Below are 21,849 nucleotides of genomic sequence, written 5' to 3' on the forward strand. Positions count from 1 at the left end.
GGTCCGGCGGGTCGCCCGGCGCTCAGCCTCGCGGTCCGCCGGCCACGTACAGGACCTGTCCGGTCACGAAGCCGGCGCCCTCGCTCGCGAAGAACGAGACCGCGTGGGCGATGTCCTCGGGCTCGCCCACCCGAGGCACGGGGGTGACGGCCGCGCGCTGCGCCTTGAACTCCTCGAACGGCACACCCAGCCGCTCGGCGGTGGCGGCGGTCATCTCGGTGACGATGAAGCCGGGGGCGACCGCGTTCGCGGTCACCCCGAACCTGCCCAGTTCGATGGCCACGGTCTTGGTGAAACCCTGCAGCCCGGCCTTGGCGGCGGAGTAGTTGACCTGGCCGCGATTGCCGAGGGCGGCAACGGACGACAGGTTGACGATCCGGCCCCAGCCGGCCCTGGTCATGTGTACCTGGGCGGCCCGGGTCATCAGGAAGGCGCCGCGCAGATGCACGCCGATGACGGCGTCCCAGTCGGTCTCGTCCATCTTGAACAGCAGGTTGTCGCGAGTGACGCCGGCGTTGTTCACCAGCACGGCGGGCGGACCCAATTCGGCGGCCACCCGCGCCACGGCGGAGTCGACGCGCACGGGATCGACCACGTCCACGCCCACGGCCAGGGCGCGCCCGCCTTCCTTCTCGATGGCGGTGACGGTGGCGGCGCAGGCGGCCTCGTCCAGGTCGAGCACGGCGACGGCGAAGCCGTCACGGGCAAGACGCAGGGCGGTGGCGGCGCCGATGCCGCGGGCGGCGCCGGTGACGACGGCGACGCGGTCGACGGGGGTGGTGGGTGCGGACACGGTCGTACTCCTCGAGCGGTGGCGATGGGAAGGGACGGGCACGGCGGCCGGCGGTCCGGGACGGTCAGCCGTAGAGGCGGGTGACCGTCTCCGCGACGCAGGCCGGTTTGTCGGCGCCGTCGATCTCGACGGTCACCCGGGCGACGACCTGGTGGCCGCCGGACACCTCCTCGACCGAGACGAGGTCCACCGACGCCCTGACCTTGGCGCCGACCCGCACCGGATGCGTGAAGCGGACCTTGTTCAGGCCGTAGTTGACGGCCATGGCCACCCCCTCGGTCCGGTACACCTCCTTGGCCAGGACGGGGATCAGGGACAGCGTCAGGAATCCGTGCGCGATCGTGGTGCCGAAGGGACCGGAGGCGGCGCGCCGGGGATCGACGTGGATCCACTGATGGTCGCCGGTCGCCTCGGCGAAGAGGTCGATCCGGTGCTGGTCGACGGTGGTCCAGTCGCCGGTGCCGACGTGCGTGCCGGCGGCGGCCGCGAGTGCGGTGGGGGAAGGGAAGACCTTGGTCATCGCGAGTCCTGTCGCAGGCCGGGGGTTTCCCGGCGATCGAGCCGAGCCGTGCTCACGCGGCGGAGAAGAGGGCGGCCATGCCCTGGCCGCCGCCGATGCACATGGTCTCCAGCGCGTACCGGCCACCCCGACGCCGCAGTTCGTGCAGCATGGAGGTCATGATCCGGGCTCCGGTCGCGCCGATCGGGTGGCCGAGCGAGATGCCCGAGCCGTTGACGTTGAGTCGATCGGTGTCGGGTCGGCCCCACTCCGCGAGGACCGCGAGCACCTGCACGGCGAACGCCTCGTTGATCTCGACGAGGTCGATGTCGTCGAAGGACTTGCCGGTGCGGGCGAACAGCTTGGCCACCGCCGGTACCGGCCCGATGCCCATGACCGCCGGGTCGCAGCCGGCCGCCGCCCAACCCTCCAGGTATCCGATGGGCTCCAGGCCCAGTTCCGCCAGCTTGTCCTCGGCGACCACCAGGCACGCGGCGGCGGCGTCGTTTTGTTGGCTCGCGTTGCCCGCGGTCACCGTGCCGCCGGGCCGCAGGGTGCGGAGCCCGCCGAGGATCTCGACGGTGGAGTCCGCGCGCACGCCCTCGTCCCGTTCGACCAGGACGGGGGCACCGCGCCGCTGCGGCACCTCGACCGGCACGATCTCGTCCTCGAAGAAACCGGCTTCCCAGGCCGCGGCGGCCCGCCGGTGGCTGGACACGGCGAACGCGTCTGCGGCCTCGCGGGTGATGCCGTAGCGCTGCGCCAGGTTCTCGGCGGTCTCCACCATGCCGGAGATCGGTCCGAACCGATGCTCGGGCTGGGAGCGTTCCCGGCCGCGGTCGAGCCGGTCGTACATCTCGACGTTGCCCGAGCGCCGGCCCCACCGCATCGACGTGGTGTAGTGCTCGATGTTCGACATGCTCTCGACGCCGCCGGCCAGGACCACGTCGCAGGCTCCGGTCTGGACCATCATCGCGGCGGTGACCAGGGACTGGAGTCCGCTCCCGCATCGACGGTCGGTCTGGAAGCCGGGCACCGAGAGCGGCAGGCCGGCGTGCAGTGCCGCCCAGCGGCCGATGCAGGGCGTCTCGGAGTTGGCGTAGGACTGGGCCATCGCGACGTCGTCGACGCGTTCCGGATCGATGGCGCTGCGCTCGATCACCGCCTTGATGACCGTGGCGGCCAGGTCCTCGACCGGAACCGCCTTCAGGGATCCTCCGAATGTTCCGACGGGTGTGCGAACGGGACTGACAATGGCTGCGCGCCGCATGGTTCACGCCTTCTCTCGATGGGACTGGACAGGGGAAGCGTCGAGACGAAGGCTCAGGACAGGGCGTCGGCCAAGGCGGCCGGGAGACCGTACGACTTGGGCTCCACATAGGCGTCGAAGCCCTCCAGGCCCGCCTCACGGCCGATGCCGCTGGACTTGAAGCCCCCCATCGGCGCGTGGAAGCCGGCCCCGTGGCCGTTGAGTTCGACGGTGCCGGTACGGATGCGACGTGCGACGGCCAGCGCGTGCTCCGGGTCCGTGGTGAACACCGAGCCGTTGAGCCCGTAGTCGGAGTCGTTCGCGATGGCCACGGCCTCGTCCTCGCCGTCGAAACCGATCACCGACAGGACCGGGCCGAAGATCTCCTCCCGCGCGATCCGCATGGACGGATCCACGTCGACGAAGACCGTCGGTTCCACGAACCACCCGCGATCGAGACCGGCCGGGCGGTTGCCACCCACCAGGACCTCGGCACCCTCCCGGCGGCCGATGTCGATGTAGCCCTCCACGGACTCGCGCTGGCGCGCGCTGACCAGGGGACCGACGTGGGTGGCCGGGTCGGCGGGGTCCCCGATGTTCAGCGAGCCCACCATCTCCGCCATGCGGTCGAGCAGTTCGGCCTCGCGCGTGCGGGACACGACGATGCGGGTCTTGTTGCTGCACGCCTGCCCGGTGTTGCGCAGCGAGAGTGCCCGGATCGACTCCATCGCCACGTCGAGGTCGGCGTCGTCGAGGATGACGGCGGCCGACTTGCCCCCGAGTTCGAGGGTGACCCGGCGCAGATCCTGCCCGCAGCGCGCGGCGATGCGGCGGCCGGCCGCCGTGGAACCGGTGAACGACACCTTGTCGACGCCCGGGTGGGACACCAGGTATTCACTCACGTCCCGGTAGGCGGGAAGGATGCCGACCACCCCGGCCGGCAGTCCGGTCTCCGCCACCATGTCGGCGAGGAGGTACGCGTCGAGCGGGGCTTCGGGCGAGGGCTTGAGGATGACGGTACAGCCGGACAGGAGCGCCGGCGCCAGCTTGAGCACGGTCACCAGCAGGGGCGCGTTCCAGGGCACGACCGCGGCCACCACACCGACCGGTTCGCGGGTGACGAGCGCGTTTCCGGTCTTCGACCTGCGCAGCGTGCTCCACGTGTACTGCGGTGCGAGGTCGATGAAGCTGTCGAGCAGCAGCAGACCGCCGGCCGTCTGCATCGTCCGGGAGAGGCTGATCGGACAGCCCATCTCCGCCGAGATCAGGCTCGCCATCTGCTCCTGCCGGGCCTCCAGTTCCCGGCTGAGGCAGTCCAGGACCGACAGCCGGTCGGCGAGCGACATTCTCGGCCAGGGGCCGTTGTCGAAGGCGTCCCGTGCCATCGCCACGGCCCGGTCGACGTCCGCCCGGGATGCCGCCGGGACGTGCGCGATGACCTCCTCCGTGAACGGTGACACCACCGCGATCGACTCGTCGGTGGCCGGGGTCACCCACTGGCCACCCATGTAGAGCTTCGAGTAGTTGCCTTGCCACACCATTGCCGATACTCCCCTTCGCCGGTCCCCCGCGCGATCTCGCACGGGAACGCCGCCCGCCGATGCGGGCGGCGCCGATGTGTGCATCCGAGTCGTTGCGCCCGCCGGTACCGCCGAACGGTGCGGCGTCCCGTGCTCGGAATCGGCCGGCGGCGGCCGATGCCGACCCGGGCGGGCTTCAACCGTCGATCCGGCCCACCAGGCTCATCACCTCGCCGAAGTCGCCGACCGTTTCGAGGTTGAGGACGGCGTCCACCAACCGGTCGATGTTCGCGTCGGGGAGGACTCCTTCGGCGTGGCCGCGGAACTTGGTCACCAACTCGTCCGTGGTCATGGTCGTCTCGGGGTCCGGCGACTTGCTGCCCTTGGGGTAGCGCCGTTCGCCGACGAAGGTCGTCCCGCGCGCCGAGACCTCGATCAGCGCGGGGCGGCTCGCCGGATTCCCGGAGATCAGCTCCACGTAGTGGGGATGGACCTCGTACGTCACCCGGTCCATCAGGCCCATCACCGAGTCGCCGAAGACCAGCGCCGGGTCCTGCCACGCCTTGGTGGGCGGCAGCCGGTGCGCGCCGACCGCGAGGCCGTGGGCGATGCTGAACTGGGCGTCGTGGACGTGCTCGATGGTGCGGTTCACCCAGAGCGGCTGCTCGACGAAGCCCTCGACCCAGGCCTTGATTCCGTCGATCTCCGCCGGCTTGATGTCGTGCTCCGTGACGATCTCGGTCAGCGAGTCGAGCAGGGCGTGCAGGATCCGGCAGTGGGGGTACGGCTTGTACGACTGCTCGGTGGGGAAGCGCCACTCCTCGCCGAGTTCGTCGACGATGGCGTCCGGCTCCCAACGGTTGGTCCCAATGAAGCGCGCGAACCCGAACTCCCGGTCGTCGAGCACGCGCAGGTCGCCGCGGTGCCCCAACTCCCCCATGTGCGCCGCCGTCAGCGCCGCCTGGGTCAGCGCTCCGGCCATCAGGTATTTGATCGTGGAGGTCGGGGCGTGCTCACTCCACGCGCGGAAGGAGTTGACCGGGGCGATGCTCCCCGCGATGCCGAGGCCGTGCGCCAGGACGCCCCGGTCGATGCCCTTGAGCTTGAGCACGGCGGCGGTGGCGCCGAACACCGTGCTGCTGTAGCCGTATACCGGCGGCGGGTAGACCTTGCCGTCCTTGAAGTCCCGCAGGTAGTCCATCGCCTTGCCGATGCGGTAGGACATCTCGTGCGCCACGGCCACCGCCGCGATGACGTCCCTGCCGGACGCGCCCACGCTCTCGCCCACGGCCATGGCGCCCGGCAGCACGTACGGGGTGACGTGTCCGGGCGGCAGCACGGCGTCGGCGTCGAGCGTGTTGATCAACTCGCCGTTGGCGAAGGCGGCGCCGAAGACCGACACCCGGTCACCGGTGCCGATGATCGTCGCATCGCCTCCCGTTCCCCCGGTCATCCGGCCGTACTCGATGCCGATGCGGCCCTTGGGCTCGTCGATCGCGCCCAGGGCGCAGCCGATCGAGTCGAGCAGGATGCGCTTGCTCTCGTCGACCACGTCGGCGGGCAGCCGGTCGAAGTCACTGTCCGCGGTGAAGGCCGCGAGGCGCTCCACGAGGGTCTCGGTCATCGTTCGCTACTCCTGCGTTTCGGGCGGTGACAAGGGGCGGGACGCGGCGGAGGCCGGCCTGTCCCGGGCGTCGACCGGTGATGATCCGAGCACGTCATGGGTCTTCCGGTGGCCGAGGGCCCGGGTAGGAGCCGCGTCGGAGCGCCACCGGAAGACGCATGATAGATAATATTTCCTCTGCCATCCCATGTCACCCCTTCCGGGAATCGGGCCGGGCTCGTACGGCCGCTACCCCCGGGGGATGGCCTCGGCGAGATCGAGCACGCCCTGCGCCGTCTTGGCGTGGGCGAGGTCGATGTGCTGCCCTTCGAAGTCGACGGCCGCGCTGCCCCGCGCCTCGGCCGCGCGGAAGGCGGCGAGCATGCGCCGGTAGTGCTCCACGACCTGCGGAGAGGGCGTGAAGACCTCGTTGGCCGCGGCCACGTGCGAGGGGTGGATGAGGACGATGCCTCGGTAGCCGAGCCGGCGGTTGTCCTCGGCGAAACGTCGGAATCCGTCGAGGTCGGCGATGTCCTGCCAGACGCCGGCCACCGGGTGATGCAGACCGGCCGCCCGGGCCGCGAGCACGATACGGCTGCGCAGGTAGAGCGTCTCCAGGCCCTCGGGCGTGAACTCGAAGCCGAGTTCGCGCCCGACATCGGCGTTGGGGCCGGTCGCGCCGAGCAGACTGGAGATGCGCGGGCTCGCGGCCGCGATCTCCTCGCAGTGCGCCATCGAGGCCGCGGTCTCGTAGCTGACGATCAGGCCGATCGAGCCCGCCTCGAGACCCTCCCGGGTTTCGATGTGCGAGACGATCGCGTCGATGCGGACGATCTCACGGGCGGTGAACACCTTGGGCAGGAACAGTCCGGCCAGGCCGGCGGTCACGACCTCCTCGACGTCGGCACCGAACAGACCGCTGTCGACGCTGTTGGGGCGCACCCAGACGTCGGCGCGCACACCGTCCGCCCGCAGCCGCTCGATCGTCTCCCGGACGATCCCCCGCGCGTCGGCCTTGTCCGCGGCCGGCACCGAGTCCTCCAGGTCGAGGATGACCGCGTCGGTGCCCGCGGCGACGGCCTTGGCCGCCCACGTGGGCTTGTGGCCGGGAACGAACAGCATGGATCGGTACGGCTTCATCGAAGAACTCCTTGTGGTGGGTGAATACGAACCCGATCAGAACGACGGTTCGCGGCGCTCGCGGTGCGAGGCGAGTCCTTCCAGGACCTCGGGTCCGCCGAAGCCGTAGAACTCCAGGGCGAGGGAGGCGTCGAAGATGGATCCGGCGACCTGCCGGTACCAGTTGTTCAGGGACTGCTTGGTCCAGCGGATCGCGGTGGGCGCGCCCTGCGCGAGTTCCAGGGCGATCTCGCGTGCGGTCGAAAGGAGTTCGTCCTCCTCGACGCAGAGGGAGACCAGCCCGATCCGCTCCGCCTCCTCGCCGGTGAGCGGACGGCAGGTCATCAGGTAGTACTTGGCCTTGGCCATGCCGCACAGCAGCGGCCAACACACCGCCGCGTGGTCTCCGGCGGCGACGCCGAGCCTGGTGTGCCCGTCGATGAGCTTCGCCGTCCGGCTGACCACCGACACGTCCGCGAGTACGCCGGCCACCAGGCCCGCGCCGACGGCCGGCCCGTGCATCGCCGAGACGATCGGCTTCGAGCAGTCGATGACGTTGTAGACCAGGTCCCTGGCCTCGCGCATCGTGCGGGTGCGGGTGTCGTAGTCGTTGGTCAGCTTCTCGACCAGATCGAAGGAGCCGCCCGCCGAGAAGCCTTTGCCCTCGCCCCGCAGCAGTACGGCCTTGACCGCGGGGTCGGCGTCGAACTCACGCCAGATCTCGGCGAGATCCGCGTGCGCCTCCTCGCTCACCGCGTTGAGCTTCGGAGCGTCGAGCACGAGTTCGATCACCCCGGCCGGGTCCGGCCCGTCCACCCTCAGGTGGGCGAAGCGTGTGTAGCGGCTCATTCCTGTGCTTCCTCTCGGATCGGTTCTCCACGGACGGCGAGGCGCCGGAAGAATCAGGCGCCCGGAATCAGGCGCCGGCGGCACGTTCCCGGCGGATGAGTTCGCGTCCGATGATCAGCTTCTGGATCTCGCTGGTGCCCTCGTAGAGCCGCAGCAGGCGGGCGTCACGGTAGATCCGCTCCACCGGCGTCTCGCGCATGTATCCGCTGCCCCCGTGCACCTGGACGGCGAGGTCGGCGACCCGGCCGGCCGCCTCGGTGCAGAACAGCTTCGCCGCCGAGGGTGCGATCCGGCGGTCGGAGCCGTCGAGATAGTGCCGGGCGGCGTCCCGGGCCAGCGCCTTCCCGGCCATCACCAGCGACTGCTGTTCGGCCAACATGGCCTGGACCAGTTGTTGATCGCCGGTCGGCACGCCCCCCTGCAGGTTGTGCGCGGAGTAGGCGACCGACTCGTCGAGCGCCCGCTCGGCCAAGCCGACCGCCAGGGCCGAGATGTGCACCCGGCCCCGGGCCAGCACGGTCATCGCAGCGCGGTAGCCCGTCTCGGCCTCGCCGCTGACCAGCGCGTCGACGCCGACCCGCACGTCGTCGAAGTAGACGTCGGCGGTGCTCGCGCCTTCCTGACCCATCTTGCGGTCCTTGGCGCCCACGGTCAGACCCGGCGTCCCCGCCGGTACCAGGAACACCGCGATCCTGCCCTCGGCCTCGGTGCCCTTGACCCGGGCGAAGGTCACGAAGAGGTTCGCCAGGGGCGCGTTGGTGATGAACCGTTTGCCGCCGCTGATCGACCAGCCGTCACCGGTCCACGTGGCGGTGGTACGCATACCGGAAGGGTCGGACCCGGCCTCGGGTTCGGTCAGCGCGAAGGAGGCCAGGCACGTGCCCTCCGCCATCGGCTCCAGCCACCGCTTCTTCTGCTCGGGCGTGCCGTAGCCGACGAGCACCTGGCCGGCGATGCCGTTGTTGGTGCCGAACAGCGATCGGAACGCGAGCGCCGTGTAGCCGAACTCGAAGGCCAGCTCGACGTCCTGGGTGATCACCAGGCCCAGGCCGCCGTACGCCTGCGGCAGGGCGTAGCCGAACAGGCCCATCGCGGCGGCCTTGCGGCGCAGGTCCTCGGGGATCGTGTCGGTGTCGGCGATCTCCCGCTCCCGGGGGACGACCTCTTCGCGGACGAACCGCCTCACCTGCGTCCGGATCTGGGCGAAATCCTCGGCGCCGACCGTCTCTTCAACGGGTGCGGACATCGGCGTTCCTCTCTGTGCCGGAAACGGTGCCGGCGACCTGGGTGCGAGCGCGGCCGAGGAAGTACCCCTCGGGATCGAACGAGCGAAGTTCCTCGACGTCGCGGGCGACGACCTCGCGGAGGTCCCGGAGGTGCGGGCTGACGGTCACGTCCCAGCCACAACGGTCGCGGACCCGGGCGACGCGATCGGCCCGGGACCCCGGACCGGGGGCGACGTGGGTGAGGACGAGTTCCCCGTCCTCCTTCGAGAGCACCCCGAGATCGGTGACGACGGTGGTGACCCGTCCGCCGGGGCTGGTCACGTAGCCGCAATCCTCGACGAACCGCCGGCGGTCCATCGTGCCGACCACCAGGACCTCGTCCGCGTTGGTGATCACGTCGTTGCCGCCGCCGGAGCCGACCAGGTACACGCCGCCGTCGATCCTGGTCGTGTTGATGTTGCCCCGCCGGTCGATCCGGGCCGCGCCGACGCAGGCGATCGACCGGAAGAACCGTCCGTTGACCAGGTTTCCCAGGACCTGCTCGGTGTCGAGCAGCATGGTCGAGGACGGGAAATTCGCGAAGCTGAAGATGAAGGGGTCGCCGGGGGTGGGGGTGTAGTCCCAGAGTCCCAATTCCGCGGCGAGGGCGACCCGATGGCCTTCCTTCGTGGCGCGTGCGACGCCGACCCAGGCCGCGAGGTTCGCGAGGCCGGCTCCGGCGAGGACGGTGTCGGCCCCGGTCTCGGCCACACGTCGGGCCACGATGTCGGCGAGCCAGACCGCGGCGCGTTCGGGTCCGGTCGGCGGCTCGTCCTGTCGCGTCGTGGTGGGCGCGGGTGCCGGGCACTCGGCTGCCCGGACCAGGTCTTCGAGCCGGTGCGGTCCGACTTTCGCGAGGTAGGCGTCGTGGTCGGCGGGTTCCAGGATCCATTCCTTGATCCAGTCGTCGAAGTCGGCCCGCCTGGTCGCCTCGCGGACCGAGATCCAATAGGGGACGTCCTCGACGTAGCCCCGCACCGGCAACCTCGCCCCCGAGGGCCCCGGGTACACGCCGCCGGGGTGGGCTCCGAAGGGGGCCTCGACGATGCCCAGGACCCGGTGCGCGGGAATGCGCACCATCGAGGACCACGGACGCAGGTCGTCGACGACCTTCTCGACGGTGGCGATCACGCCCCGCCGGGAGGCGAGGGCGCCGACCACGCCCTCGAACATGGGCGGCGCGATCGCCAGGTTTCCCTGGCGGTCGGCCACGGCGGCGTGGACCAGCGTGACGTCCGGCACCAGAGGCGCAACGAGGCCGATCCGACCCAAGCCGGTGTCCACCTCCTGGTAGGCCTCGTTCTCGGCCATGGAGGAATCGCGCACCGATGCGGTCACCACCGCCGGCACACCGGTGGCCGCGGCCCGGAGCCGTTGGATGTAGGTGAGGAAGGACCAGTTCTCGACCTCCACCGCACCGGAGGCGTACGCCTCTTGGAACACGGGATTGGGGGTGAAGACCGGAAAGGAGTCGCCCGAGTAGACGGTGACGACCTTCTTGAGGCTGCCCGAACGGAAGAGAACGGCGCCGAGTGAGGACAGGCTCGCCATGATCAGGGTGAACTCGGAACGTTTTCCCCAGTGTTGCCGGGCGAGTTCGCGGGCCAGCGCGCTCCAGCGGCTGTGGCCCATCATGATGTGTACGGCATCCCCCGGGCGCACATGGCGGGCGATCGCCTCGTCCAGCCGGCAGAAGTCCACGGACCGCCGTGCGGGTTCATCCATGTCGGGGTCTCCCTCTGTACCACTTGCTTGAGTGCACATATAATATATTCCTTGCCTGGCGGAGGCAAGAAGACGCAGGTTGTCGCGGCGACGAAGACCTCCGGACCCTCCGCGGGCGACACTTCGTATTTCTCACCTGTGCCAGTTGGCGACCGTACGGACGGAACGAGGCCCCCGATGCAGCACAAGCCGCTCAGCGGTATCCGGATCCTGGAACTGGGGGGATACATCTCGGCTCCCTACGCCAGCTCACTGCTGTGCGCGCTGGGCGCCGAGGTGGTGAAGGTCGAGAAGCCGGGCACCGGCGAGGACTTTCGGCGCCTCAAGAACGACCGCAGCCCGTACTTCATCCAATACAACGCGGGCAAGCACAGCCTCGCGGTCGACCTCAAGACCCCCGAGGGCATCGAGCTGGTGAAGGCGCTCGTCCCCCGCTTCGACGTGGTCCTGGAGAACCTGCGCGCCGGAAAGCTGGCCGCCCTCGGCCTGGGACCCGAGGAATGTACCGCGCTGCGCCCCGACCTCGTGTACGCGTCCGTCACCGGATTCGGCAACGGCGGCCCGCTCGCGCAACGTCCCGCCTACGACACCATCGGACAGTCGTCCGCGGGTCTGTACTCCCTGCTCAGCGACGCCGACTCCCCCCAGCTCTCCGGTACGATCCTCGCCGACCTGATCACCGGCGTCTCCACCGCCGCCGGGGTCCTGGCCGCCCTGGTCGGCCGCGCCGTCACCGGCGCCGGACAGCACATGGAGACCTCGGTCATGGAGGCGGTGACCACCCTCACCGCCGACGCCGTCAGCCAGTACTTCGACGACGGGTACGAGGACCCCAGCCGGGAGAGCCGGCACCCCCAGGCGCAGAACTTCTGCCTCAAGACCGCCTCCGGCGCGGACATCGCGATCCACCTGTCCTCCTCGCAGAAGTTCTGGCACTGCCTGCTGGCGGCGATGGGCCGACCCGATCTCGGCCGGGACCCCAGGTTCGCGACGTACCCCGAGCGCGAGCGCAACTACTTCGAACTGGTCGAGATCGTGCAGGCGGAATTCCGCACCCGGCCGTCCGCCGAGTGGGAGCAGCGGCTCGGCGACGCGGACGTCCCCTTCGCGCCCGTCCTCACCATGTCCGGCGTCATGAACCATCCGCAGACCCGGTGGCTCGAACTCTTCGAGCCGGAGGACAACGGCGTCTCGCTCCTGCGTCCGCCGTGGCGGTTCGGCGGCGCCCGGCCCGATCGGGGTGGCGCCGCCCCGCGCGTCGGCCAGCACACGCGCGAAATCGCCGGCGAGGTGTACGACGCGGCGCGCATCGATGAGTTGCTCGCCGCAGGCGTGCTCTTCGCGGATTCCTTCGCGGATTCCTGAGTCGGAGGCGATCGGGCTCCGCGCTGCCCGGTTGCCCGTTGCGCCGAAGGTCCCCCATCCGGCAAGGGTGGGGGACCTTCGGCGCGACCGGGCAACCGGGCAACCGGGCAACCGGGCAACCGGACATTGGGCCCGTTACGGCACCGGCTCGGGCACGACCGGCTTCTTCACCGAGTCGAGGAGCAGTTGCGCCACGTCCACGACCTGGACGGATTCCTTCGCCAGACCCTCGTTCTTCCTGCCGTTGACCGAGTCGGTCAACATCACGAGGCAGAACGGGCACGCGGTGGAAACGATGTCCGGGTCCAGGGACAGGGCCTCGTCGACCCGCTCGTTGTTGATGCGCTTGCCGATCCGTTCCTCCATCCACATCCGCGCACCGCCGGCGCCGCAGCAGAAGCCGCGCTCCTTGTGCCGGTGCATCTCCTGTCGGCGCAGGCCGGGGACGGCGGACATGATCTCGCGTGGCGGCGTGTAGATCCTGTTGTGCCGGCCCAGGTAACAGGGGTCGTGGTAGGTGATCAGACCGTCGACCGGGGCCACCGGGATCAACGCGCCCTCGTCGATGAGGTGTTGCAGCAATTGGGTGTGATGGACGACCTCGAACTCGCCGCCCACCTGCGGGTATTCGTTCGCGATCGAGTTGTGGCAGTGCGGGCAGGTGGCGACGATCCGCTTGACCGACCTCGGCTTCCGCGTCGATTCGTCCTCGCCGAACGCGGCGTTCAGCATGGCGACGTTCTCCTGGGCGAGTCGTTGGAACAGCGGCTCGTTGCCCAGGCGGCGGGCCGAGTCGCCGGTGCACTTCTCCTCGCCGCCCATGATCGCGAACCTGACCCCGGCGATGTGCATCAGCTCGGCGAAGGCCCTGGTGGTCTTCTTGGCCCGGTCCTCCAAGGCGCCGGCGCAGCCGACCCAGTACAGGTAGTCGACCTCGGTGAGGTCCTCGACGTCCCGGCCGACGATCGGGACCACGAAGTCGACCTCCTTGGTCCATTCGATCCGCTGTTTCCTCGCCAGGCCCCAGGGGTTGCCCTTGCGCTCCAGGTTCTTGAGCATCGTGCCCGCCTCGGAGGGGAACGCGGACTCGATCATCACCTGGTAGCGGCGCATGTCGACGATGTGGTCGATGTGCTCGATGTCGACCGGGCACTGCTCGACACAGGCACCGCACGTGGTGCACGACCACAACACGTCGGGGTCGATGACGCCGCCCAGCCCGTTCGGGCCGGCGTTCGCGGTGCCGATCAGCGGGCGTTCGGCCTCCGCGAGAGCCGCCACCGGGACCTTGGCGAGCTGTTCCGGGGTCGCCTTCTCGTTGCCCTCGGCGTCCTTGCCACCGCCGGCCGACAGGTAGGGGGCCTTGGCGTACGCGTGGTCGCGCAGCGACATGATCAAAAGTTTGGGGGACAGCGGCTTGCCCGTGTTCCACGCGGGGCACTGCGACTGGCAGCGACCGCACTCGGTGCACGTGGAGAAGTCGAGGATGCCCTTCCAGGAGAACTGCTCGACCTGGGAGACACCGAAGACGACGTCGTCGCCCGGGTCCTCGAAGTCGATCTCCTTGCCCGCGGACGTCATCGGCGGCAGTGCGCCCAGGGCGCTCGCACCGGACGCCTCGCGCTTGAACCAGATGTTCGGGAAGGCCAGGAACCGGTGCCACGCCACACCCATGGTGGTATTCAGCGAGACCACGATCAACCAGACGCAGGTCACGCCGATCTTCACCATCGCGACCAGGAGGATCAGGTTCTCCAGGGTGGCGGAGGAGAGGTTCTCGAAGGCGAGTACCAGTGGATAGGAGGCGAAGTATCCGGCCTGGTAGTGGTCCACGTGGTGGATCGCGCCCTCCAGGCCGCGCAGCACGTGGATCGCCAGCCCGACGGTGATGATCACGTATTCGACGAAGTACGCCTGCCAGGCGGTCGAACCCGCGAAACGCGACTTGCGCCCGGCCCGGGACGGCAGGCTCCGCAGCCGGATGGCCATCAACACCGTGATGCCCAGGATCGTCATGACGCCGATGAACTCGATGTACATCTCGAACGGCGGGAAACCGCCGATCACCGGCAGCGTGAACTCGGCGTCGAAGAGCTGACCGTACGCCTGCGCCAGGGTGGGCGGCAGGGTCAAAAAGCCGATCGCGACGAACCAGTGCGCGAAGCCGACGACGCCCCAGCGGTTCATCCGCGTGTGACCGAGGAACTCCCGAACCAACGTGACGCTGCGCCGGTACGGGTCGTCGGTCCGGCTGCCCCGGGGAACGGACTGGCCGAGCCGGAAGAACCGGACGAACCGGACGACCGCGCGGGCGAGCAGCAGGACGCCGACCGAGGTCAGGATCAGCGACACGCCGATCGCGACGAGTTGCATCAGCGGAACACCTTCTCGTTCGTCCGCGCCGGCCCGCCGGGCGATGGACCCGGCGGACCGGGCGCGGGATCGTGGGTCAGCCCCGGAGAGCCCTGACCTCTTCGGTCAACTGCGGAACGACGTCGAAGAGGTCGCCGACCACGCCGTAGTCGACGAGCTCGAAGATCGGGGCGTCGGGGTCCTTGTTGATCGCCACGATGGTCTTCGAGGTCTGCATGCCGGCGCGGTGCTGGATCGCGCCGGAGATGCCGGAGGCGATGTACAACTGCGGCGATACCGACTTGCCGGTCTGCCCGACCTGATGGGAGTGCGGGTACCAGCCGGCGTCGACGGCGGCGCGTGAGGCACCGACGGCAGCGCCGAGCGAGTCGGCCAGCGCCTCGATGATCGAGAAGTTGTCGGCGCCGTTGACGCCGCGGCCACCGGAGACGACGATCGCGGCTTCGGTCAGCTCCGGGCGGCCGGTCGACTCGCGCGCGGCGCGGGCGGTGACCCTGGTACCGGTGGCCTGCGCGGACAGGGTGACGGCGAGCGTCTCGACGGTACCGGCGGCCGGCGCGGGTTCCACGGGCGCCGAGTTCGGCTTGATCGTGACGACCGGGGTTCCCTTGGAGACACGGGACCTGGTGGTGTACGAGGCGGCGAACGCCGACTGTGTCGCGACCGGACCATCCGGGCCGTGCTCCAAGTCCGACGCGTCGGTGATGACGCCCGAACCGATCCGGACCGCGAGCCGGGCCGCGATCTCGTTGCCCTCGGCGGACGACGGGACGAGCACCGCGGTCGGGCGGACGTCCTCGTACGCGCTCCGCAGCGCGTCGACCTTCGGGACGACGAGGTACTCGGCGAACTCCGGCACGTCGGCGACCAGCACCTTCACCGCGCCGTGCTCGGCCAGGACCGCGGCGGTGCCCTCGGCGCCGTTGCCCAGCGCGACGGCGACCGGCTCGCCGAGCCGGCGGGCCAACGTCAGCAGTTCCAGGGTGGGCTTGTGCACGGTTCCGTCGACGTGGTCCACGTAGACGAGAATCTCGGCCATGGGAATGCAACTCCTAGCAAAGTGAACAGACTTCGATCTCGAGGGCTACGCCTTGGACAAACTTCCGCTGCGCGAGGCTGCCCTAGACAAACTTCCGCTCCGCGAGAAAGGCGGCGAGCTGCTTCCCACCCTCGCCCTCGTCCGCGACGATCGTGCCGACCGTGCGAACGGGACGCTCCGCCGCCGAGTCGACCGTGGTCCACGCGCCGTCCAGGCCCACTTCGCCCGCCTCGATGTCGAGGTCGGCGAGTTCCCATGTCCGCACCGGCTTCTTCTTGGCGGCCATGATGCCCTTGAACGACGGGTAGCGTGCCTCGCCCGACCGGTCCGTCACCGAGACCAGCGCGGGCAGGGCGGCCTCCAGGTACTCGGTGGCGGAGTCGGTGTCGCGCCGGCCGGTCACCCGTCCGTCGTGCACCGCGACCTCGGAGAGCAGGGTGAGCTGCGGGAGGGCCAAGCGCTCGGCGAGGATCGCCGGAAGCACACCCATGGCGCCGTCCGTGGACGCCATTCCGCAGACGACCAGGTCGTATTCCGCCTTCTCGATCGCCTTCGACAGCACCAGCGAGGTACCCATGACGTCGGAGCCGTGCAGGTCGTCGTCCAAGACGTGGATCGCCTGCTCGGCGCCCATCGCCAGTGCCTTGCGCAACGCGTCCGCGGCGTCCTCGGGGCCGACCGTGAGCACGGTGACCTCGGCGTCGTCCCAGTCCTCCGCGATCCGCAGTGCCTGCTCGACCGCGTACTCGTCCAGCTCCGACAACAGGCCGTCGACGTCGTCACGATCGACGGTCAGGTCGTCGGCGAAGTGCCGATCACCGGTGGCGTCGGGCACATACTTCACACAGACAACGATGTTCGCCATTGTGGGCCGCTCCTGATTTCTTCCCTGACGGCCCCGTCCGGGCCGTCCGCTCGACATGTCCGCTCCACCACGGCCGTGCTGGAGCCTTGCTCTGCCCCTACCGTCAGCCGTCGAGTCCGCCGCGCTTGACGAGTTGGCTCGCGATCACGTTCTTCTGGATCTCGTTGGTGCCCTCGCCGACGATCATCAGCGGCGCGTCCCGGAAGTAGCGCTCGACGTCGAACTCGGTCGAGTAGCCGTAACCGCCGTGAATACGAATCGCGTTGAGCGCGATCTGCATGCCGGCCTCGGAGGCGAACAGCTTGGCCATGCCGGCTTCCATGTCCACCCGACGGCCGGCCTCGGCCTCGCGCGCGGCGTACAGGGTGAGCTGGCGGGCCGCCGTGAGCTGCGTGGCCATGTCGGCGAGGTAGTGGCCGATCGCCTGGTGCTGCCAGATGGGCTTGCCGAAGGACTCGCGCTCCCGGGCGTAGGCGAGGGAGTCCTCCAGGGCGGCGCGGCCGACGCCGAGCGCGCGCGCCGCGACCTGGAGTCGGCCGGTCTCCAGGCCCTTCATCATCTGCGCGAAGCCCTGGCCCTCCACCCCGCCCAGGACGGCGTCGGCCGGGGCGCGGTAGTCGTCGAAGGCCAACTCGCAGCTCTCCACGCCCTTGTAGCCCAGCTTGGGCAGGTCGCGGGAGACGGTGAGCCCGGGGCCGTGCTCCACGAGCAGGATCGAGATGCCCCGGTGGGCGGGGCTCGCGTCCGGGTCGGTCTTGCACATGAGCGCGATCAGCTGGGCGCGCCGGGAGTTGGTGATCCAGGTCTTCGACCCGTTGATCAGGTAGCCGTCCTCGTCCCGGCGGGCGACGGTGCGCATGGCCTGCAGATCGGAGCCGCCGCCGGCCTCGGTCAGCGCCATGGTCCCCCGGACCTCGCCGGTGGCCATCCTCGGCAGGTAACGACGCTTTTGCTCCTCGGTACCGAAGTGCAGCAGCAACTTGGCCACCACCGTATGACTGCCCATGGCGCCGGCCAGGCTCATCCAGCCCCGGGACAACTCCTCGGTGACCAGCACGTAACAGGGCATGGAGACGGCGTTGCCGCCGTATTCCTCGGGGACGGCGAGCCCGTAGATCCCGAGCTTCTTCATCTGCTCGATCAGGGCCTCGGGGTAGGTGTTGGAGTGCTCCAGTTCCCGGACGACGGGCTTCACGTCCTTGTCGACGAACTCGCGCACCGTCTTGACGACGAACTGCTCGTCCTCGGAGAGGGCGTCCAGGGTGCTCACGGTGTACTCCTCGGGTTTCGGGTCTTCGGGTCTCGGGGTCTTCGAGGCCGCGGCAGTGCCATCATGGATGCTCATGGTGATGCGGGTGAAATGCCGATTCGTGATGGATCCATGCGCACCGTGAATGGAACGGAGGAACGATGGATGTCAAACAGCTGAGAGCCCTCGTCACGGTCGCCGAGACGGGCAGCGTGACGCGCGCGGCGGAACTGCTGCACCTGGTCCAGCCCGCCGTCACCCGGCAGATTCGCTCGCTGGAGGAGGAGTTGGGCGTCTCCCTGTTCGAGCGGACCCGGCACGGAATGCAGCCCACCTCCGCCGGTACGACGATGGTCGAGCGGGCTCGGCGCGCCCTGAACGAGTTGGAGCGGGCCCGCGCGGAGATCCGGCCGACGCCGGGCGTGGTGACCGGCATCGTGACGGTGGGTCTGCTCGACAGCGCCGGCGCTCTGCTCGCCGAGCCGTTGGCGTCCGCCGTTCTGCGCGATCACCCCGGGATCGATCTGCGCCTGCTCACCGCGTACTCGGGCCATCTCCAGCAGTGGCTCGACGACGGCGACCTGGACCTGACGCTCCTGTACAACCTGGCCGGTACGCCGTCGCTCGACGCCGAACCCCTGGTGCGCGAGAAGTTGTGGGCGGTCGCGCCGGCCTCCGCCGGCCTGCGGGCCGATCACCCCGTCCCGTTCCAGGAGGCGTTGGCCCATCCGCTGATCGCGCCGACCGCCGGACACGGATTGCGCACGGTGATCGACCGGGCCGCGGCTCGGGCCCGGGTGAAGATGAACATCGTCGTGCAGACGAACTCCATGCCCCTCCAGAAACGACTGGTGCGCGCCGGGCACGGATGGACGATCCTGCCCGGCGTCGGTATCGCGGAGGACGTCGCGGACAGCTCCCTGAGCGCCGCACCGCTGCGCGACCCCGAGGTATGGCGCTCGATCGTGCTCGCCACCGGCAGGACCGGCCGAGTCACCCCCGCGGCACGAGTGGTGGCCGCGGAGCTGGCCCGGGGCGTGCGCTCCGCCGTACGCGAAGGGCGTTGGCTCTCCGCGGAGTTGCCGGACGGCGTCCCGAAGGACGAATGAGACGGGGTCGTTCGGCCTTCGCGCCGAAGGCCGACGTGCTCGGACGCCCGACCCACCCTGCTCTTGCATATTTTATATGATACTTGTTACCGGCCCCGCGCGTCACCGCGCTTCGATGTGGGCTCTCGTGTCGGCTGTGAAGGAGAGGCCATGCAGATCACCCCGAGCGGACTGGACCCCTATGTGCGGTCCTGGAGCCCCGAGGCGATCACCGACGACGACGTGTTGTCCCCCGGCCCGGTCGCCGCGCTCTCGGCGGTCCTGGATCTGTCGGGCCCCGTCGCGGGGGTCGGCGATCCGCTGCCGCCGCTCTGGCACTGGCTGTACTTCCTCCGCTGGCCGGCGCAGCGGGACCTCGGCGCCGACGGCCATCCCCTGAACGGCCAATTCCTGCCGCCCATCCCCGACCGCCAACGCATGTTCGCCGGCGGTCGCTGCCTGTTCACCCGACCCCTGGTCGTCGGCGAACCGGTCCGACGCCTCACCGCTCTGGACTCGGTGACGACCAAGCACGGCTCGACCGGGGAACTGCTCTTCGTCTCGGTACGCAGCGAGTTCCGCCAGCGGGGCGCGACGTGCGTGGTCGAGGAACAGGACATCGTCTACCGGTCGGGGCGCGGCGCCGCACGGCACCCGGCGGAGCTGGACACCGCCGCCGCGCCGCGGTCCGAACAGGAGTGGCGGTTCCCGCTCGACGTGGACCCCACGATGCTCTTTCGGTTCAGCGCGCTCACCGCGAACGCGCACCGCATCCATTACGACATGCCGTACGTCACCGACCGAGAGGGCTATCCCGGGCTCGTCGTGCACGGCCCGCTCCTGGTGCTCGCGATGCTGGAGCTGGTGCGTCGCAACTCCCCCACCCGTGCCGTCCGGTCGTTGTCCTACCGGCTGCGACGCCCGGTGTTCGCGGGCGAGCGCCTGCTGGCGTCGGGGGCACCGGCGGAGTACGGGGCCGCGCTGCGTATCGCGACGCACCGCGAGGAGCGCCACGCGACGGCGGAGGTGACCTTCGGATGAGCCTGCTCGTGAGCCGCGTCGAAGCGGCCCGGAGTCTGCTGTTCGTGCCCGGCGACCGGCCGGACCGCTTCGACAAGGCGGTCGCCACCGGCGCGGACGTGGTCATCCTGGACCTGGAGGACGCCGTCGCGGTGCCGGACAAGGACCGCGCGCGCGATCACGTCGCCGCGTGGCTCGGCGCGGGCAATAGCGGCATGGTTCGGATCAACGCGCCCGGCACGCCCTGGAGCGACGACGATCTGGCGATGGCGATCGGCTTCGGCATGCCCGTGATGGTGCCCAAGTCCGAGGACCCCACCGTGCTCGGGGCTGTTGCCCACCGTGCGGCCGGAAGATCCGCGCTGATCCCACTGGTGGAGACGGCGGCGGGCATCGAGCGGGCGATGGCGGTGTGCGCCACCGCCGGCGTGATCCGGGTGGCCCTGGGCAATGTCGACCTCGCCGGGCAACTCGGCGTCGCCCACGACGACCACGCGGCGCTCGCCTACGCGCGCTCCCGGCTGGTCTCGGCGTCTGCCGCGACGGGTCTGTGCGCTCCGGTGGACGGGGTCACCACCAGCGTGCGCGATCCCGACGTCCTCGCCGCGGACATCGACCACGCGCGCCGGCTCGGCTTCACCGGGAAACTGTGCGTCCACCCCGCGCAGGTCGCCGCCGTGGCGGAGCGGTTCGCGCCGACCGCGAGCGAGCGGGAGTGGGCGCGGGGCGTGCTCGCCGCGGGCGACTCGGTCACCGTGGTCGACGGGCACATGGTCGACAAGCCCGTGTTGGAACGGGCCCGCCGGATTCTCGCCGCCGACGGCTGAGCCCGGCCCCGACCGGTGACATGCCACCGGTGCCGTCGCGAGGCGGCGCACGCTCGGGTGCGATTCCCTCGTCCCGCACACGCCGAAGCGTCGGCCCGCCCCGAGGGGTGGGCCGACGCCGTGCCGACGGATCACTCGCCGGAGGAGCCCTCGCCGTCGCGCGTCGACGGCGGCAGCTCCGTGTTGTGCTGACCGATCGTCGGGGCCGGCAGCGGTGGCAGCCGCGCACCGTCCACGACGATCGGGGTCTTGGGGGCGAGGTGTGGGCCCACGCCGGGCTGGTCGACGACGGCGAACAGGTCGCTCTTGCGCAGTTCGGCACCGTCGTCGCGGCCGAGTTCCGCGAAGCTTCGGTAGCGTTCCCACAGGATGCGGTGCTCGTCCAACAGCCGCGCCACCTCGGCGAAGGGCGTGCCGCCGAACCAACGCGCCAGCAACGTCGAGATCAGCTCGCGGTGTTCGTAGCGCTGCGACTCGCCGGAGAAGTCGACGCCGAGGGCGTGCGCCAGACCGTCGAACACGGCCGTCAGTCCGGTCGCGGCCAGCAGCTTGGTCCAGTGACGCTCCGTCAGGACCACCACCATCACCCGCTCCCCGTCCGCCGTCTCGAAGTCGCGGCCGTACGTACCGAAGACGTCGTTGCCCGACTTCCCGCGATCGTGCGTGGTGACCTGCGCCTCGGTGAGATAGCCGAGGTTCCCGGCGGTGGCGAGCGCGACCTCGTCGAGCGCGACGCGGATCGTGCGGCCCCGCCCGGTCAACAGCCGGTCGCGCTCGGCGGCGAGCAGTGCGACCGCCAGGTACAGGCCGGCCGCGATGTCCCAGGCGGGAAGCACGTGGTTGACCGGCTCGGCGCGGTCCGCCGGGCCGGTGATCAGCGGAAATCCGGTGGCGGCCTGAACCGTGTAGTCCACCCCGGCGCCCCCGTCGGCACGCCCTTGGAGCAGCACGTGGATCAGGTCCGGGCGGCGGGCATTGAGCTGCGGGTAACCGAATTCCGGGTAGCGGTCGCTGTTGCTCACCACGACGCACGGGCCGCCCCGGACGATCAGGTCCGCCACCCGCTCGCGTTCAGGCGCGGACGCCATGTCGACGGCGACGGCGCGTTTGCCCTTGTTCAGGCCCGACCAGTAGAGACTGGTGCCGGAGTCCGCCAACGGCCACCTGGTGCGGTCTGCCGCGCCGCCGAGGGGCTCGACCCTGAGCACGTCGGCGCCCAGTTGGGCGAGGGTCAGCCCACACAGCGGAGTGGCCACGTAGCTCGAGAGCTCCACGATCCGCAGGCCGGACAACAGCCCGTTCGGGGGCGGTCGTTCTTCGCGGGGCATGGCCGTCCTTTCGGCTGTGACGTAAGCGCTGTCGGTTCCGCGACGGGCGTCCGCCCGCGGTCGCGGATGCCCG

18 protein-coding genes are annotated in these 21,849 nt (G+C 70.1%); 4 read left to right on the top strand and 14 right to left on the bottom strand.

The features are described 5' to 3' along the window. Positions 1-22: 22 nt before the first annotated feature. The 9 genes from fabG to ACMXN5_RS32165 all read right to left on the bottom strand — a co-directional run bounded on the left by fabG (position 23) and on the right by ACMXN5_RS32165 (position 10,622). Positions 23-793 (bottom strand): 3-oxoacyl-ACP reductase FabG, encoded by a 771-nt coding sequence (gene fabG, locus ACMXN5_RS32125; protein WP_439678406.1) that lies wholly within the window; start codon positions 791-793, stop codon positions 23-25. A gap of 64 nt (positions 794-857) precedes the next feature. After that, a complete protein-coding gene (locus tag ACMXN5_RS32130) occupies positions 858-1,313 on the bottom strand; it encodes a MaoC family dehydratase (RefSeq protein ID WP_439678407.1) in 456 nt (151 codons plus the stop codon). A 52-nt stretch (positions 1,314-1,365) separates the two neighbouring features. Beyond that, a complete protein-coding gene (locus ACMXN5_RS32135; protein ID WP_439678408.1) occupies positions 1,366-2,562 on the bottom strand; it encodes an acetyl-CoA C-acetyltransferase in 1,197 nt (398 codons plus the stop codon). A 53-nt stretch (positions 2,563-2,615) separates the two neighbouring features. After that, positions 2,616-4,082 (bottom strand): aldehyde dehydrogenase, encoded by a 1,467-nt coding sequence (locus ACMXN5_RS32140; protein WP_439678409.1) that lies wholly within the window; start codon positions 4,080-4,082, stop codon positions 2,616-2,618. Between the two features lie 175 nt (positions 4,083-4,257). Continuing rightward, the gene (locus ACMXN5_RS32145) at positions 4,258-5,685 is read right to left on the bottom strand and encodes an MmgE/PrpD family protein (protein ID WP_439678410.1); all 1,428 of its coding nucleotides are present in this window, start codon (positions 5,683-5,685) and stop codon (positions 4,258-4,260) included. 228 nt (positions 5,686-5,913) lie between these two features. Then, positions 5,914-6,804, bottom strand: coding sequence for an HpcH/HpaI aldolase/citrate lyase family protein (locus ACMXN5_RS32150; RefSeq protein WP_439678411.1), 891 nt, complete (start codon positions 6,802-6,804; stop codon positions 5,914-5,916). Between the two features lie 36 nt (positions 6,805-6,840). Continuing rightward, positions 6,841-7,632 carry an enoyl-CoA hydratase/isomerase family protein gene (locus ACMXN5_RS32155; protein ID WP_439678412.1) on the bottom strand — a complete coding sequence of 264 codons (792 nt, stop codon included), beginning with the start codon at positions 7,630-7,632 and terminating at the stop codon, positions 6,841-6,843. 67 nt (positions 7,633-7,699) lie between these two features. After that, positions 7,700-8,878 (bottom strand): acyl-CoA dehydrogenase family protein, encoded by a 1,179-nt coding sequence (locus ACMXN5_RS32160; protein WP_439678413.1) that lies wholly within the window; start codon positions 8,876-8,878, stop codon positions 7,700-7,702. Further along, positions 8,862-10,622 (bottom strand): CoA-transferase, encoded by a 1,761-nt coding sequence (locus tag ACMXN5_RS32165; RefSeq protein WP_439678414.1) that lies wholly within the window; start codon positions 10,620-10,622, stop codon positions 8,862-8,864. Before ACMXN5_RS32165 ends, ACMXN5_RS32160 begins: the two co-directional genes overlap by 17 nt. Before the next feature lie 177 nt (positions 10,623-10,799). On the opposite strand from ACMXN5_RS32165, the gene ACMXN5_RS32170 reads away from it, so the two are divergent. Next, positions 10,800-11,987: a CaiB/BaiF CoA transferase family protein gene (locus tag ACMXN5_RS32170; RefSeq protein ID WP_439678415.1), complete on the top strand. Its 1,188-nt coding sequence runs from the start codon at positions 10,800-10,802 to the stop codon at positions 11,985-11,987. A 135-nt stretch (positions 11,988-12,122) separates the two neighbouring features. Here the strand turns inward: ACMXN5_RS32170 and ACMXN5_RS32175 are convergent, their stop codons facing one another. The 4 genes from ACMXN5_RS32175 to ACMXN5_RS32190 all read right to left on the bottom strand — a co-directional run bounded on the left by ACMXN5_RS32175 (position 12,123) and on the right by ACMXN5_RS32190 (position 17,534). Further along, positions 12,123-14,360 carry a (Fe-S)-binding protein gene (locus ACMXN5_RS32175; protein WP_439678416.1) on the bottom strand — a complete coding sequence of 746 codons (2,238 nt, stop codon included), beginning with the start codon at positions 14,358-14,360 and terminating at the stop codon, positions 12,123-12,125. Positions 14,361-14,436: 76 nt separating this feature from the next. Further along, positions 14,437-15,399: an electron transfer flavoprotein subunit alpha/FixB family protein gene (locus ACMXN5_RS32180; RefSeq protein WP_439678417.1), complete on the bottom strand. Its 963-nt coding sequence runs from the start codon at positions 15,397-15,399 to the stop codon at positions 14,437-14,439. 82 nt (positions 15,400-15,481) lie between these two features. Beyond that, positions 15,482-16,264: an electron transfer flavoprotein subunit beta/FixA family protein gene (locus ACMXN5_RS32185; RefSeq protein WP_439678418.1), complete on the bottom strand. Its 783-nt coding sequence runs from the start codon at positions 16,262-16,264 to the stop codon at positions 15,482-15,484. A 103-nt stretch (positions 16,265-16,367) separates the two neighbouring features. Beyond that, positions 16,368-17,534 (bottom strand): acyl-CoA dehydrogenase family protein, encoded by a 1,167-nt coding sequence (locus tag ACMXN5_RS32190; protein WP_439678419.1) that lies wholly within the window; start codon positions 17,532-17,534, stop codon positions 16,368-16,370. Between the two features lie 140 nt (positions 17,535-17,674). Here ACMXN5_RS32190 and ACMXN5_RS32195 point away from each other — a divergent pair, with 140 nt between their 5' ends. From ACMXN5_RS32195 to ACMXN5_RS32205, 3 genes are all read left to right on the top strand, one after another. Beyond that, on the top strand, positions 17,675-18,622 hold the full coding sequence (locus ACMXN5_RS32195; protein WP_439678420.1) for a LysR family transcriptional regulator: 948 nt from the start codon (positions 17,675-17,677) through the stop codon (positions 18,620-18,622). A 150-nt stretch (positions 18,623-18,772) separates the two neighbouring features. Then, a complete protein-coding gene (locus ACMXN5_RS32200; protein ID WP_439678421.1) occupies positions 18,773-19,642 on the top strand; it encodes an FAS1-like dehydratase domain-containing protein in 870 nt (289 codons plus the stop codon). After that, positions 19,639-20,448, top strand: coding sequence for an HpcH/HpaI aldolase/citrate lyase family protein (locus ACMXN5_RS32205; protein WP_439678422.1), 810 nt, complete (start codon positions 19,639-19,641; stop codon positions 20,446-20,448). Before ACMXN5_RS32200 ends, ACMXN5_RS32205 begins: the two co-directional genes overlap by 4 nt. A 131-nt stretch (positions 20,449-20,579) precedes the next feature. Here the strand turns inward: ACMXN5_RS32205 and ACMXN5_RS32210 are convergent, their stop codons facing one another. Beyond that, positions 20,580-21,776 (bottom strand): CoA transferase, encoded by a 1,197-nt coding sequence (locus ACMXN5_RS32210; RefSeq protein WP_439678423.1) that lies wholly within the window; start codon positions 21,774-21,776, stop codon positions 20,580-20,582. Between the last annotated feature and the right edge of the window lie 73 nt (positions 21,777-21,849).

This window comes from Embleya australiensis, from assembly GCF_051903075.1.
Taxonomy (GTDB): domain Bacteria; phylum Actinomycetota; class Actinomycetes; order Streptomycetales; family Streptomycetaceae; genus Embleya.